The sequence below is a fragment of the Christensenella tenuis genome (genome assembly GCF_014287795.1).
GTDB lineage: Bacteria > Bacillota > Clostridia > Christensenellales > Christensenellaceae > Christensenella > Christensenella tenuis.
In genome coordinates, this window is record NZ_JACOON010000003.1 from 280,675 (window position 1) to 296,489 (window position 15,815).

Genomic DNA, 15,815 nt, shown 5'->3' on the forward strand with positions numbered 1-15,815 from the left:
TTTTAACTTTCTCTCCAGTATAGAAAATTTCTCCTCTAAACCGATATTTTACGTATTGTTTACCGCTTTTCATGTGCGGATTTTATTTCCGCAGCAAGCTTTAGAAAACCGCATATTTTTAGCCTCTTTAGCCCAACGAAGCGTTCGCGGAGCAATAAATATACTTCTTCTATAAAGTCCTCCATTTCTTTTCGGCTTTCTTGGCTCATCTCATGTGCAGAATACGTTGCCTCTTCATAAACGGCAAAAACTTGTGCTATCCGTTTCTCCGACACCCCATCGACTGGCTTCAGTTCACGGCGCAGCTGCTCAAGCAACCAAACGCCGCCATCCTTTAGACCTAACGTTGAAAGAGCATCCATCGCACAAATGAACATTGCTGTTATTGCTTCATTGTTTTTCTCATTAAGACACGCTTCTACTTTTTTCTTAAACTGCATTTGTCTTTTCTTCCAATAGCGCCACAGGAAAAATATAGCTGCTGCAGCAAACACAATAATCAAAATGATAAGCAGCAGGTTCCCAGCTACCGCTTTCTCACCGTCTACCTGATTGGGTATTTCCTCTTGATTTTCAACCGTATTATTCTCTGGGCTTGCAGCAGGAGTCGATTCGGGTCGTGTTCCCGGAACACCCTCAAGTGAATCTGCTTCTTCCATCAGTCCGAAATAAGGCGGCGTTACCTCCACAGGTATCCAGCCTACCCCACTTTGATACACCTCTACCCATGCATGAGCATGCGTACCATCTATCTGAAAAACTGAATGATCGGCAGCGCTCTGCACATCCTGTGGAGTTATTAAATAACCTTCAACATAACGTGCCGGAATCCCACAAGCGCGAAACATTAAAGTGGCAGCCGTCGCGTAGTGTACGGAATACCCTTCTTTATCCAAAAACAGAAAATCGTAGGCAAAATCACCGCTCCCTGCTTGTGAAGGCTCTGTTGAATATTCGGTTTGCTCAGTTAAATACTGAATGATCGCCTGTTTAACATTTGCATAATTCGCTTCTTCCTGAGTTGGCAATACATCACTTAAATATTGTTCTATCCATCGCGTTGTATCCTCGGGGAGCTGCGTATATTGATCATAAATATATTCCGCGTAATTACTTTCCACTGTTAAGAAGGCTTCCGTAGAAAGTTTTGTTTCAGCGTCATCGCCATATAATTCCCGCATGATATCAGGATAGCGTTTGACTATATTGGGCAAAGAAAGATATTCATATTGCCTCTGCCCCCGAAAACCTGTACTTACCAGCGCTGTATCTCCGATGATGTCGGCAGGCATCAATTCTCCGCCTGCCATATATAACTCATATGGCGCGTAAATGTTGCGGCTGCTCGCTCCCACATTATTCACATGGATTCCAAATGCCTGATCATAGGAGGCTTTCCCTGTAACTGCTGCGGCATCTGCCAATTGCTTTTGCCCATAAAAATTATCACGATGCAGCCAGTAAAAAATGTCGGCATACTCATATAGGCTTTTTGAATCGCTTTCACTCCACCCATGCCCATTATAAACACTTCCCACATATCCGCGCAGCCAAAGAGATTCCGGCTTCTCCATCGTGACCTCGAGTGCTGTCTCGTCCGACGGCTCAAATGCCTGTAAATTAGTAAAATCGCCATCGGGCATGCCCAGCGTAGGTTCTACCCCATAGCGTATCTGGTCGACCGTTCTAATCAAGCTTTCCCGTGTATTCTTAAGTGGACTATTTTCATAAGACGGTACTGTCAGAAAGACAACAATCGCCGATAATGCAAATACGCCTGCGGCAATCGCAGCTACAGATCGATAGGCGGTTGTAAAACCGCCGTAAAAATTTTGTCTGTTCCCATAAGCTTGGGCAAGTAAAAGGAACTGTGCAAGCACAAGCAAAAGCAGCCATATAACGGCAATTTCTATTTTTAAGAAAACATAGATAAAAATGATTCCCGCAGTAATTGCCAAGGAAACCGCCGCATCGTGCGTATAAGCAAGATACCCACTCAATAGTGACAGCAATAGACTGACCGGGATAAAAAACAATGTCGCGGACAACTCATAGCCGCTCTGATCAACAGAAATATCATAAATTGGATAAATACGGCCGAAGCTTTGGCCAAGCACCTCTCCAATGCGGTTGGCTGTCAGACATAATCCATTCAGTACGTCCGTCTGCAAAATCAGACAGAAACCAACCAGCCAAAGCGCTAAAACAATCAGTCCCAAACGCCGCAAACTGCGCTTCCTCAGTACAAACGTAAAAATGATGCAGCCAACAATCCCGATCGGAATCAATATCTCAAGCATAGCAGATGGTGCAAATGCCCAGTATAGCATCCCGCCTATTCCAAGGAAAAACAAGATGGCAAGTATGCTGCCTTGTACGACAGCGCCTATTGAAATTTGCTGCGCTTCCGGCGCAGGAAGCAGGGAAAAATGTAATGATTTCGTTTGTTTCATAGCCATACTTATATTAGATTGCAAGCGCAAATAATTCCTTTTCATAATTCTCGGGAGAGCAAAAATGCAGACTGATATTCCCGGAAGCATCAGTCAGCGCAGTGATGGAATCATCTTCAGTACATATGATCCCGGTCGCAAAAGCGCCATTTGAAAATTCCTCAAAATGTGCGGGGAGAAACGATGAAACATACATGATATGTTCAAATTTATTTTCTTCATACGATTCTCTGAAACAACTTATCGCATCTGCGCCATCAGTTATGCAGCGTGCACGCAGCATTTTATCCGCGATCCCGGCTAACTCGTCCAAGTTCGTCACACGCGTATGGAAAAATTTCCCGGCATCGTGATCTTGCCAGCCTACTTCGTAAGTAATATCTTCTTCTGTCATCGCTTGACACAGTGACATCATAATTTCATTCAACGCGTCTTTAACGTCCGCCTGCCTGCCTGCCGTTGCGGGTTGGCTTGTTTCAAACAGCACCAAAAAAGAATGGCGTACCGGCAGTCCTGCTTCTTTGATCAGAAGTTCATCGAATTTTCCTGATAATTTCCAATGAATCCTGCGAATACTGTCTCCCGGATGATATTCCCGTATGGCAAAAGTCTCGCTCGGGTCGAAGCCCGGTCTTTCCTGCGAATACTCATCCGCCTCTATATCTTTTGCCAAGTGTGCCATTACGGTTAGCTGCGGGGCAAAAGTTACAGGCAACACGGTTGTTTCCGCCATCTGTCCGTGAGGTGCTTGAACTGGAACTAAACCAAAAATATCATATGCACAAAGCTCCTCCACACTCACACGGATGCATCCGCAATGGCTGCTTGCCAAAACAAACGGAACATCGCATTTCGTTTTGGCGCCAATCGGGAACAGCACCTCTTGCTGTAGTTCTTCTCCAGTAGAAAGATTCTCACAATGCAACCGGCAGCGAATCGGCGCAACCGGCAATCTCCGACCGTTTTTCCCTTTGATGCGGCATACGATTTGCTGCCCTTTTTCTCCCATTTGCGGGAGCTCGAGGCCTGCAAATATTTTTCGCGCAGCAATCTGATTCATTCCAATCGCAATAACGGGTACTGCCACAGTTAAGATAAAAAGCATCAGGGCGAGCGATTCATCTGAAAAAACCAAAAATAGAAACGCCCCCGCCAGACATAGTCCCCATACTACTCGTGATTTAAGCATCGTCTTATCCTTTCATACCGCAGATATCCGCAATCAAAGCCCGATATCGCTGCCTCTCATTAATGAAAACATCATTTTGCATGTGTCTCCGTCCTTTGGAAATTCATTTGACAGTCCACTGATCGGCGTGCCGTTCAGCGTGAACATCCAGCCCGATCCGGTCGTAAAATCGAATTCCCCGAGACTGTTATAATCGTAGTTTCCCGTCCAGAAGTTCGGGTCTTCCTGTATTGCCTGTTCTATCATCTGTCTCTCCGACGTTCCGATCATATCCTGTGACCAACCAGACAACATCCCCTTTTTTATAATAGCTTCAATATACATAGCATAGTTGGACTCGCCTTTCATGCTTACCTGATAACCATGCTGCTCCAAAAGCCTGCGGACGGCGGTGCCCAGCGAATCCCCTTCATAGATATCGACATATCCTGCCGCAATACCGGAAAGCCCGATTACCGAGGCGTCTACCGATACATAAATCGATCCAATCGGTTCCCCAGTGCTTGGCTGCGGAATATAATAAACCTCATAACGGTATGTGATTTCATAAAGTTCGTCCGTTACCAATACGAGTTCTACCAGATTATATCCTTCATCCAGATTAACCGTATAGCAATACAGCCCCATAATATCTTCCCGCATAAGTACATAAGTCCTGCTCGTGACGGTACTTGTGTGGTATACTTTTACTTTATGGGTCGAGATCGCATAACTGTCGCCCGTCGTATCGATCGTTGTTGGCGATACCCTGAAATCCAAAGTGGGATCATGCGTCGTCGATACCGCCGGAAGGTTGGCGTTAGGCTTTGTACCAGCTAATACTTCATCCGGAGTCGGCCCCCCGGGTCTCTTGTTGACGATATAGCTTACTTCCGCAGACTGCGTTTCATTATTCTCACTATTCGCCCCTCTTGCCACAATCGTAATCCCATTCATTGCGGCAATCGGCAAATTTAGAGTAATATTGTCGTGATCTCCTCCAGACAAAGACTTTACAAGTGTGCCCTGCAAATAGATATCCATCTTTACGCCAGAAACAGGCTCGCCCGTTTCAATATTTTCTACGCGCGTTGAGAAAGTGATCGTATCCTCATAATGCGTATAACCGGTTTCATAGCGCATCTCCTCCAACTCCGGGCTGTATACACGAATCGCCGTCTTTCGGTAAATGACCGTCTGACTGATCTCTGTATCATTCCAGCCCGCCGCTTTTGCTCGATATGTAATCTTATTCTCTCCCTGATTCAGCGTTGCATGATATTGTCCGTCCTCTCCCAACGGAACAAGACTACCGTTCGCATAAACCTGTACATTCGCTTCGGCAGGACTGGGATTAACATAAAAACTAATAGCGGGATTATCATATTCCGCTTTTAAATTATCTTCAAATGTAATATCAAGCGGATCCTGCAAAAGAACCATGGCCGGATTGGTTGCCCGTTCAAATGTCTTGGTTTCTCCATTCGGCAGACGATAAGTCACCTGCACGGTAAGCCAATTTTCGCCCGAAACCAAATTTAACCAACCCTCATCCGCATTTCCGCCATAGTGCGACACCGGCTGTCCATTGTCGAGAATCACTATATTCTCGACTTCCAGTTCCGGATAGATATGTGTGATTCGATAATAACATCTTGGATCGCTTGGATAATATGGCTGCTGCAAATCAACGATATCCACAAAAAAATAGTTGACGTTACTGGGTAGCGTAAAGCTTTCCGATCCGGGCGTACTACCCGTTCCGGCTGCTCCTCCCCCATTTCCGCTTTCGGTATTTTCACCGGCAATCGCACCGGAATTTAAACTGTCACTAATCGTTTCAGCTGAAAACTCTTCTTCATTTGTTTCTTGACTTTCTGCTTCCGTGACATCGGAATCAAGATCAAGCAAATCCTCGTCTATCTGAATCGCAGAGGCGCTCGTCAGAGGAATGCTCTGCGTTTCTTTTTTTTCTGTAATCGGATTTTCAGGCGCAATCGTGTTTTGTGCCTGCACAGTGAATAAACAGCCGGCAAACAAACATATTCCAAGCGCGACCGCAATGATTCTGCTTAATACCGACCATACAGATTTCTTCATTTAAAACCTCTTTGTTAAAAACACGTTGTTTTATTTTCAGTAGGGATTGCGGATATTAGCCCGTTTTTAAGCGGGCTAATATCCAAACTGCAATCAGTTAACAATCCTTTTTTTATATAACGTTGCTATTATGCGCTCTTTTTCGACCGCATTTTCCTGTAAATGAGAATTCCTGCTACGATAACCGCAGCGGCGATCCCCGTAATCCAAAGGATAAGCGAGAGATTCCCTCCTGCAGTTCCTTTCTGCGCTTCGCCTACCGCTCCGCTTTCACCGCCGATCTCCTTTTGCCCGCCGACGTTGATTTCATCCTGCCCAGCGGCAGCGCCGGCTCCGTCTGTTCCAAGAATGGGCGGCAACACTGCTAACGTTTCATCAACGCCGCTTACCAACGCTTCGATTTCAGGTTGGTTTTCCTCGCTGTCGCTTCCTGTGCGGTTCCGATTCACGATATTTGTCTCAAGTGTTCCGCTGCCGCCATTCGATTCTGGCGTTGCCGGATCAATAACGCCGCCCGGCTCCGTTTCATCCGGATTCGTTGGGTTTACCGGGTTTGTCGGAAGATATGCATAGGAAAGTACATGCGTCGAAAACTTCCCAGTGCGAAATACGACCTTACCGCCGTCCGAAGAAGCCTGATCTTTCAGCGTATAAACGCTTCCTCCGTGTATATTCAGCATATAGAATGAGCGCCCTTTTGCCTGATGCTCGGTCGGCACATCCAACTCCACTGTTACTGATGCTCCATCCAACAGTTCTCTGATGATGGTTTTATCACAACCCTCTATCTCCTTATTGACCTTGATATCCAAAACATATCCCGTAGAACGAAGCTTGTTTTGCTGCAACGCTGCATTTGCTAAAAATTCTTCCGTTCCCGGAATCCTCTCCAGCACCGTGCTTTCCATAATAATATGGATCTTCGCGCCGTTTTCCACTGCTTTCATTTCATCGATATTCAGCGAAACTGCGTCGAGCAGCTCCGCCTCATTGCTCGCAAGAACAGCATCTCCCGTAGAAGTTACAATGATTTGGCTGGCGTCTTTCGTCACCTGCGATGCAGGCAGCCTGTTTTTCGAGGCAAGCGTCAGCATATCATATCGCTTTTCAGCATCCAGCAGTACCTGATAGTTCGAGACCGCTTTCCGAATCACAGGATCGGTAGCGTTATATGCTATACGCGCTTTTTGAATCCGTACCAAAGAAGCGCTGTCAAACTCTACCGTTCCTATCTGATCGATCAAATCCATCACGGCGTTTACGGAATCCCCCTGTTCGCTGCTCAGTACGACGATTGGCAATGTAACCGAAGGCCGCGGCAGTTTTTCAAAGGTCGAGTTCGGATTCGAGTCAATGTAGTCGTTCGGCGTTTCATCATTATACAGCGCATACGGGAAAAGGACGTCGATCGTCGTCTGGCCTTCCTGCAAAACTGTATCCTTTACCGTAACATAGTCGCTTATATCCCGCTCCATTCCATTGCTGTATTTCGCGGTCACCTTGATCCCGGTCATGTCGAACTCTTCTCCCGGCAGATATACCGTACGATCCGGCTCCTTTGTGATCTCGATTCCTTCGACTTTTTGCCCGATCGCCATAATGTAGCCTCTGTCCGTCTTCATATAAAGCGTACCGTACTTATCTACCTGCAGCGATGAAAGATTGTATTGCGCATGATGGCCTTTCGGCGTGAAAAGCCGGGGAGCCGCTTCGACTCCTGCAATACTGGTGGTCAAAACCGGCTGCGTGATGCCCGGTTTGTCGATTATATAGCTGATACTTCCCGGGCTGACATTTTCTGTAAAATAGACATATACGAAGCCCGTTTCTTCCTGCCCTGTCTGCGGATTTAAGTGCGGAACATCCAGATAAGCCGTGCTGATAAGTCCGCTGCTCTGCGGATAGCCCTGTGTCTTTACTGCATAAATGGGCTGCGCGGTCTCAATGTCGAGCACCAAAATACCCGAACCGGTGAAAGATTGGAACTGTCCTCCGCCGGAGTAACCGATATAGGCTCGACCGTTATAGATTGCGGGCGTTGAGGTGCTTGCACCTCCAAGCGCGCCTTGGGCCAAATCATAAAATTTTCCGTTTTCATCCACGCGCACCGTATAGAAAGTATCCTTCGTAACCAGACAATAGCGGTCCGTTCCCTCGTCATAGGAAACGCATCCGCGGTTTTCCGCTGTAAACAGATTGGGGATCGTGTCTAAAATCTCTCCTGTGTGCGCATCAAGGCAAGTAAGGTCGTTTTCCCCAGAAACTTCTCCGCCTACCACTACAAATTCTTCTCCCACATGCGCTCCGGCCCAATAAAATCCGCCGTTCGGACGAATCCAGCGCCATGTTGGAACTTTTTCTTCATGCGTCTGGCTCGGGTCTTCATCGGTGATAGACAAGCAGACAAACGCACCGTCCCTACGCACCTGCTGCCAACCGCCGTAAAGATAGCCGCCTTCGACATAGAAAGGCGTAACGCCCGCACCCCCAAGCGGATCTTTGTAAACCCATAGGGAATCCAACACCATCACGTCTTTGTTTGTATAGCCGACGTCGCTCTCCGTCTGCGGACGTGGCGTTGCGTTAAAAGCCTGTATTCCACTGCTTACCGGGCAGAAAATCATTCCGTCCGAATAGACCGGAACCACTCCGCCGGAGGTGTACATAATCCCTTCGGCAAGAAGCTCTCCGCTCACAAGGTCAAGATATTGCAGTTTGTTGCCCGTCATTACTGCAACATAATTGTCAAGCACAATGGGCTGCCCGACATTAGACATCCCCGTACTTTGATAGGCCCAGTATAGCTCTGTATCCTCCGGAGACGTCGGCGTTTCTCTCTCAGTCACACCTGTATTATTGTCACCGCGGAATTTGTTCCATTCTACGTCCTGAGTAGGATCGATATTTTCATTTGGCTCAGCAGGCGTCAAGACCAGATCCATATGCGTAACTGCCGGATCCGCCACAAAAGTACCCGTTTGCGAGACATATCCCGTTTTGCTGAGCGTATACCGGTAGGTCATACCTGAAAGCAGGCTGAATACGCCCTGCTCGTCTGGCCATAACCGTTCCTCTTTCGCATCGAACAATGTGAGTAAAGCGTCTTCCGGCGTGATCCCAAAAGTCATCTGCACAGGTTCTGCTTTTTTCACGTTGAAAGTGTACTCACTTTCGCTGCCAACAGGAACTGACGGATGCGCAAGTTTGATTGTCACCGTTTCTTCCTGTTTCCGCGTATCAAGCGGGATCGTCGCTTCATACCACGGTGCGGTCGACTCATAATCCTCCGCTTTCTGCGCCTCGATACCGTTGACCGTAATCGTACAGGGCGAGTCTCCGTCAGCTCTGATAGAAGCGGCTTGTCTCATTCTTATCGACAACTCTTCCGCCTGTGCAGAAATCAACACTTCATATCCTTCGAATACGTCGCGTTCAAATTCCGGAGTGAGGAGCGCTTCTTCTCCTCCATATGTAAAGGTGACTCCTGTTGCATCATAAAGATGCAGACTGCGCTCCAGCGTAAATCTGTAGTGCTGCTCACGCGTAAATTCCCCGTCCTCTTGGCGGATAACCAACGTTCCTTCCCGCGTAAGCCCACCAGCTAAGGCAAAATTTGAAAGCAAGGTGCTTTTCCCATTCGACAATGCCTTAGTATAAGGCTTTCCGTTATATGATGCACTCGTTGTCTGTGCGATATACTCGGCGGTGATAGTACGGTTCGTCTCGCCTTCTGCCAGAGTTACTGTCATATAAGGATTTCCAACATAATCCGGTATGGTACCGGTAAGTTCATGCAGAATCTCTTCTCCGGAAGCAAAACCGCAGACAACATCTCCAGTACTGGTTGGCCGTATTGCAATCGAATCGACGTAATCCTTCGTATCGACCGTTACACGCTTATGCCCGCCGTCTTCCGCCGTAAACGTTCCTGTTGTTTTGTAATAATCGTTCTGTGTAACACTGTACTGATATTCCATTCCTTTCATGAGCGTAAGGGAATACTGCACGAAGCCCTCTTCCTCATCTGTTGTGGAAACCGGGATAGCTATGCCGTCTCCGGCGTTGGTCACGACCTCAAGCTTCGCCTCCTTTGGAATGCTAAAGGTATACTCTGATGCAGGAAGAAATTTCGGAGTGATCACATAATCCTTGCTCTGCGAGCCATCTTGGTGCTTTACCTGTACCGTGATTTTTTGCGTTCCCACATCTCCCTGCGTCTCCAGCGGCACATGCACCGATTCCCCCTCGTTTACACGCGTTCCGTTCACGAAAACCTCGTATCCTTCTTCATAGCTACCGAACGCCGAAGGCAAAATATCGACCGCCTGTGCTCCCTCCAAAACTTGCGCAATATACTCATAGGTGTTCGCCGAAAAGTCAGGCGCTAAGACTGCCGCTCCTCCTGACTGCAAAACGCGCAGATTGGAAAGTGTCCTTTGCCGGACAAAATTCACCGTATAAGTCTGTGTAAATACAATATCGTTTTCCTTGTCAACCAGTTCTGCAATCAACTCCGAACTTCGGCCGCTTCCATCCTCCGGAATGAAGTCATACAAATAATTAGCAGGCGTATTTCCCACACTGCTCATGACACGGTTTAAAATACATGTCTGTGTCGTTCCGTCGACCACCGATGTATAGACCGCAGTTGCTGTACGGTAACCTCCATCGAATTCTTGCGTTCCATCCGACCACATGATCCCCCATCGTGCGGTTGAATTGTTTACTGTATCAAGCGCAAAAAAATCAAGGCTTGTGCTATCGACCGGATTATAAAGCGTTTTCGTCGTTGAATCGGTAGCTGTCGCATTGGGCACAAATGCAGCGGCGGCCAACCAATAGTCGTCCCCCGGGAACGTTAAATCAAACATCTGTTCTGTCGGGGAATTGGCTGCCGTGCTTTCCTCCAATGCCTCCACAGTAAATTTCCCCGTCGCCTGCTTATTCAGTGCAGGAATGCTCGCTGTAAATGTGTAATCTGCTGGCAGCAGCTCTATCGTATCGCCGGATGCGGCGGTAAAATTCGTTCCGAACTGATTGGTAAAGACCACCTGCGCTTCGCTTTTCTGAAGCTCGCTTTCTCCATGCATCAGCGTTACCGAAACAGCGCGCGGCGTTCCTTCAAACTGCCCTTCCGCTGCGTCAATTGCATTTTTCAATGCAGCATAACGCTCTGCGGCGAACGAATTGTCTGTCAGCGCCGTTGCAAGATCTTTCTGTATTCCGTTATACAGATTGATTGCGACCGTATATCTCTGTGCATCTTCCGAATTTTCATAGCGTACCAATTCCGCAGCAAGCAACGCTAAATCTTTCGAAACGGTGAAGTTCTCAACGCCTGCCTGAAACACTAAAAGCTTTCCGGAAAGCGGCTCGGGCGTCGCGTCCAGACGGTCGAGCGCACCTTCTATCGGCTCGCTGCTGGCGCGGGCGTAATTTCCCGCTATTTCGTTTACTTTGGTGATCTCATTCTTTTCCAGTCCTTCAAAAGTGTATTTCGTTTTGGTCAGCGCTGATGCAATTGTGTCTCCGGCTGCATAATCCACCTTGATCGGCTTTGCAGCTATCTCGCTGCCGGAAAGCGCCATGAAATAAAACGAACCTGCGCTTTGCGCGGTAGAAGCCGGCTCTACTGAAGCCGCCGCATCGCCTCCGCTTTCTCCAACGGAAGCCGCAGCGCTTTGCGGCGCGATGCTTACTGCTGCCGACGGCTGCGCGGACGGCTCAGCGCTCAGATTTGGCTCCGTTTCCGGTTCCGTACTCGAGCTCGGCTCAGCGCTCGGCTGTGCGCTCGCGTCCGGACTCGGTTCCGGTTCCGTGTCTGTCTGCGGTATATTTGCTTCTTCTGTTGGCAAAGCAGTCGTTTCAGCAATTCCCGCAGACGAATCTGCCGCGAAACTCGTAATCGGCGCCATTTGCAGAACCATAGCGATCACTATGATCACTACAAGTGCTCTAAATGACTTTTTCTTCATCGATACTTCCTCCTGTCGGTTATAATATGTATATCAAACTACGCCTTATCAGCCTTTCTTTTCCGCAGACGCAGTATTCCATATAATTACACCATTGCACCAAAATCGGGCGTTTTTGTTGTCTCAAGAATTTTTTTCAGAATATCTTGCGCAGTTATCCCGGCAATTTTTGTTTTCGGACTGATTACCATACGGTGCGCCGTAACATCATAAAAAATATCTACGATATCCTGCGGCACAAGATAATCTCTATCGTTTATATAAGCGTTCGCTTTCGCCATCCTGACGACCGCAAGCGCGCCGCGCGGCGATAATCCGAGCAGAATGTCCTTATTGTTCCGGGTACATTCAGCCAAATCTGTGATATATCCAAACAATTCATCCCTTACATTAATATTATCTACTTCATTTTGCATAGCTATGATATCGCTCATAGATGCAACCTGCTGCACCTGATCTAACGGCTGATCACGATTACGGTCTCTTAGGATACTGACATGACTTTCATAATCCGGATATCCCATCCCAAGGCATACTGTAAAGCGGTCGAGCTGCGACTGCGGCAAAAGCTGAGTACCGGCCGAACCAAACGGGTTTTGGGTCGCGATCACCGTAAACGGCTGCGGCAAAGGCCTCGTAACACCGTCCACAGTTACATTTCCTTCTTCCATAACCTCCAATAGGGCGCTCTGCGTTTTCGTGGATGTACGGTTGATTTCATCTGCAAGCAGCATATTACACATTACTGCGCCCGGGTTATATACTAATTCATCCGATCCTTTTTTATAAAAAGAATATCCGATGATGTCCGACGGCGTTGTGTCGGGAGTACACTGTATACGCTGATAGTCAAGCCCAAGCGCACGCGAAAAGCTCAGTGCCATTGTTGTTTTTCCCACCCCCGGAATATCGTCTAACAGAACATGTCCGCGTGAAAGGATCGCCATGAAAACTTTTTTTATCACTTCATCCTTACCCACGATAACCTTCTTTACTTCCGCAATAACTTCCTTTGATTTGTTCGCCATCTCTTTCTCCTTCTTTTTAACGCTTCATTTCAGACAGGCGTTTGTTGTCTCGTCATTCTATAATTCTATCTTGTTCCGTCACTTCTCCCTGTATTTCCGCCGACTATACCTCTTCCATACAAGCAGTGCGGCAAAGGCCGCTCCAGCTGCTATGAGAATGATTATAAGAATTTGTGTATTTCGCATACTATCTACCTTCTCTTTCGCAGCCGCAATATCCTCAAAGCCGGAAATGGCGGTGCGATCCGCCGGTGCAAGTGCCTCGATCCGTTCAATGATTGCATATACTTGATCGTAATCTTCCAAAGTAACCTCTTCTATCGGATAAAGTGCAGATATTTGTGTGTTGATCTCATCAATCTCCGTTTCTAAATTTTGTACCTCTTCCTGTTTTTCAAGCAAATAGGCTTCCACATCTGCATAATCTGCACGGTTTTCTGACTTCTGCAGCTTTCTCAATAAAATTGCGATTGCCGCCGAATCTTCCATAACAGAAGATCCTCCCAAATTCATAGCACTCTGTGCGTCCTCCTCAGTAAAATGCAGTATTTCGTTCATTTCACCGCCAAATAGCGGTACGATGGCTCCGTCTCCTCCCGTATTCTGGTTCATTGCATCCACAAGATGCTCCGTTTCCTTTGAAATACCAAACTCGTCCATCACCTGTGAAAGAGCAGCATAATTGCGAACGTAACTGCGTTCTTCCACTGGAATGACAAGATAAGAAGCATATAGAACCGCTGCCGTCTGGGCATCTGGTGCTGTTTTCAATTGTTCGATTTCGTTTTCCAATGTTATGATTTGATTTTTTATCCCATCGTTCGGTTCCATACGAAAGTCAAACACATTTCGCAGCCTCTGCTCATATCGAATCAATGCCGTCAATGCAAGGAGCGCCTGTTCGGAAGCCATTGCGTTGGACGTTCCCGCTTCCGTTATCGAGGCCTGCTTGCTCGTTCCCATAGTATGGGCAAATCCTCCGTCTTCCTGCTGAAAAGCCAACATTGCATCGACAACCGATCCGCCGGATTTCAGAAATCTCGAATCGCTTGCAGGATCAATTCCAAGTGAACACAGTGCAATAATAACTTGTGCACTGCTTTCGCAGGACTCCTCATCTCCGCTAAGGAATCCGCCATTTTCCTGTTGCTCCTTAGATAGAAAAGCCAGAGCATCGTCTATGGCGGCCCGCACTGTTTGACGGCAACTGCTGCCATCCTCCTCTCGGATATATTCATAAATTTTCTCGCTATTATAATAGGGTGCGAGCGCCTGTAAAGCCATAGCTGTCATATCAGCCTCGCCAAAACTTCCATCTGGTTTCTGAACTTCCAATATGGAAACAAGAATATCTTCTCTGCTGTCATATGCGCCTTCTGGGATTTGATAGCGCATGGCGTCCATTAAAATAAGCCCCCAAAACAGTGCATTTGTTCCTTGCGCATCAAGGGCCGCTTTTTTCCCTCTGTTATAACTTCCGTCCGCCACTAAATCGATTGATCCATCTGCTAAGTTCGTCGGATCGCCGCCGCATGAAAGAACAGCCAGTGCAATCCGGTGCCATTCTGTAGCTTTTATCTCGTCTAACCCCCCTGTCGTTTGATATCGCTTTTTCACATCTTGTTCCACCATGGCCAAATAGGCATTATAATCATCCGGATATCCAAGGCGTCCCAATGCGACTGCATACCAATCAACGGAAGACGCTCCTGCATCTTCTAAAAATGGGAAACTAAATAGATTTTCGGTATCTCCTTCCGATACTTTTTTCCATTCTATAATTTCTTCAGCAATTTCAAGAAATTCATCCGTTTGTGTAGCTCCGCTCTCTTCTGCATAGGCGACTGCATTCCCCATTGGAAAAGTAATGAAAATGAAAGCAAAAAATACTATGCACAGCATAATTGCCACACATTTTTTGAGTTGGTCTTTACAGCAAAAATATTCTCCCCAATCTCCCAACACCTTATACCTCACTTTGCTCATTGGTCAATTTTGTAGACATTTCTAACCGCCCCTTAAAAGAAAGCGGAGACAAGGAAAACAGCAGGCAGGGCCTGCTTTTTTAATTGTCTTTTTTATTTCCACACCAAATCAAGCGTGGAAAATATCGTCTATATAAAAAGCCGCGGTGAAATATGATCCACCGCAGCCGTATTTCTGCGAAAAATAAAAGGCACATAAATACTTTCGTTTATATAGCCTTTCCGTCTTTTGTAGGTCTTCTGACTTACGCCTGTGAAAACATTTTTTGTTTTTGCGTCAAGCCTCCTGCCTTCCCGGTTCCCCAGTGACTGGCTTTCGCCAACAGAGACTTGCCTCAGCGCTTACAGCGGCGGATCCCGTTTGGGATTTTCACCCAATTCCCTTGTTCATCCCCGCACGAGTGTACAACGCAACGGGGCCACAAAATCGTTTCTCTATTTTCAATTGTGATAGCCTTAAGCTAACGTTTTTCTTAAATCAATTTCATATTATCACATTCCGCGCAAACATACATTGGAATTTTTTATTTAATTTTGTACTTTTTTTATTTATCCTCACCGTTCTGCCAACACATAGCGCTACTGTTCTATCCCCTTTCTTCCCTGTATTCCGCGATCATAAGGATGCTTTATTTTTTTGATTTCAGACACATAATCCGCTATGTCCAGCAAATTTTGAGGAGGATTCCTCCCTGTCATAACCAATTCCAAATAATCAGGCTTATGCACAACAAAATCTTCAAACATTTTTTTGTCAATAAGCCCTGTATTATAGGCGGACATGATCTCGTCCAGCACCAGAAGGTCAGTCTCTCCTTTTTGTACGATACCAATCACTTCTTTCAATAATTCGTTATGGCCTTCAATTGTTTCGCGTTTTCTCTTTTCATCCATACAAATCGAAAAGCCGCCTCCTCGTCGCGTACGCAAAACAGTTACCCCCGGCAACGATTTCAATAAATTGATCTCTCCGCTTTTTTGAATTTTCATAAACTGAACAAATAAAATATTCCAGCCGTTACCAGCCGCACGTACACTAAGCCCAACTGCCGCTGTCGTTTTCCCTTTACCATCACCGCAATAGATATGTATTAGCCCGCTCATTT

At 46.8% G+C, this 15,815-nt stretch carries 7 protein-coding genes and 1 riboswitch; all 7 genes read right to left on the reverse strand.

Going from position 1 to position 15,815, the window contains the following annotated elements:
- Nucleotides 1–59: 59 nt before the first annotated feature.
- On the reverse strand, nucleotides 60–2,453 hold the full coding sequence (locus tag H8S18_RS07260) for a transglutaminase family protein (RefSeq protein ID WP_186857650.1): 2,394 nt from the start codon (nucleotides 2,451–2,453) through the stop codon (nucleotides 60–62).
- Nucleotides 2,454–2,466: 13 nt separating this feature from the next.
- Nucleotides 2,467–3,642 (reverse strand): DUF58 domain-containing protein, encoded by a 1,176-nt coding sequence (locus H8S18_RS07265; RefSeq protein WP_186857651.1) that lies wholly within the window; start codon nucleotides 3,640–3,642, stop codon nucleotides 2,467–2,469.
- 33 nt (nucleotides 3,643–3,675) lie between these two features.
- Nucleotides 3,676–5,721, reverse strand: coding sequence for a hypothetical protein (locus H8S18_RS07270; RefSeq protein WP_186857652.1), 2,046 nt, complete (start codon nucleotides 5,719–5,721; stop codon nucleotides 3,676–3,678).
- A gap of 128 nt (nucleotides 5,722–5,849) precedes the next feature.
- A complete protein-coding gene (locus H8S18_RS07275) occupies nucleotides 5,850–11,696 on the reverse strand; it encodes a cadherin-like beta sandwich domain-containing protein (RefSeq protein WP_186857653.1) in 5,847 nt (1,948 codons plus the stop codon).
- 86 nt (nucleotides 11,697–11,782) lie between these two features.
- On the reverse strand, nucleotides 11,783–12,724 hold the full coding sequence (locus H8S18_RS07280; RefSeq protein ID WP_186857654.1) for an AAA family ATPase: 942 nt from the start codon (nucleotides 12,722–12,724) through the stop codon (nucleotides 11,783–11,785).
- A 78-nt stretch (nucleotides 12,725–12,802) separates the two neighbouring features.
- The gene (locus tag H8S18_RS07285) at nucleotides 12,803–14,710 is read right to left on the reverse strand and encodes a prenyltransferase/squalene oxidase repeat-containing protein (protein ID WP_186857655.1); all 1,908 of its coding nucleotides are present in this window, start codon (nucleotides 14,708–14,710) and stop codon (nucleotides 12,803–12,805) included.
- Nucleotides 14,711–14,922: 212 nt separating this feature from the next.
- Nucleotides 14,923–15,149, reverse strand: a riboswitch (cobalamin riboswitch).
- A 139-nt stretch (nucleotides 15,150–15,288) separates the two neighbouring features.
- A complete protein-coding gene (locus H8S18_RS07290) occupies nucleotides 15,289–15,813 on the reverse strand; it encodes a cob(I)yrinic acid a,c-diamide adenosyltransferase (RefSeq protein WP_186857656.1) in 525 nt (174 codons plus the stop codon).
- Nucleotides 15,814–15,815: the final 2 nt, after the last annotated feature.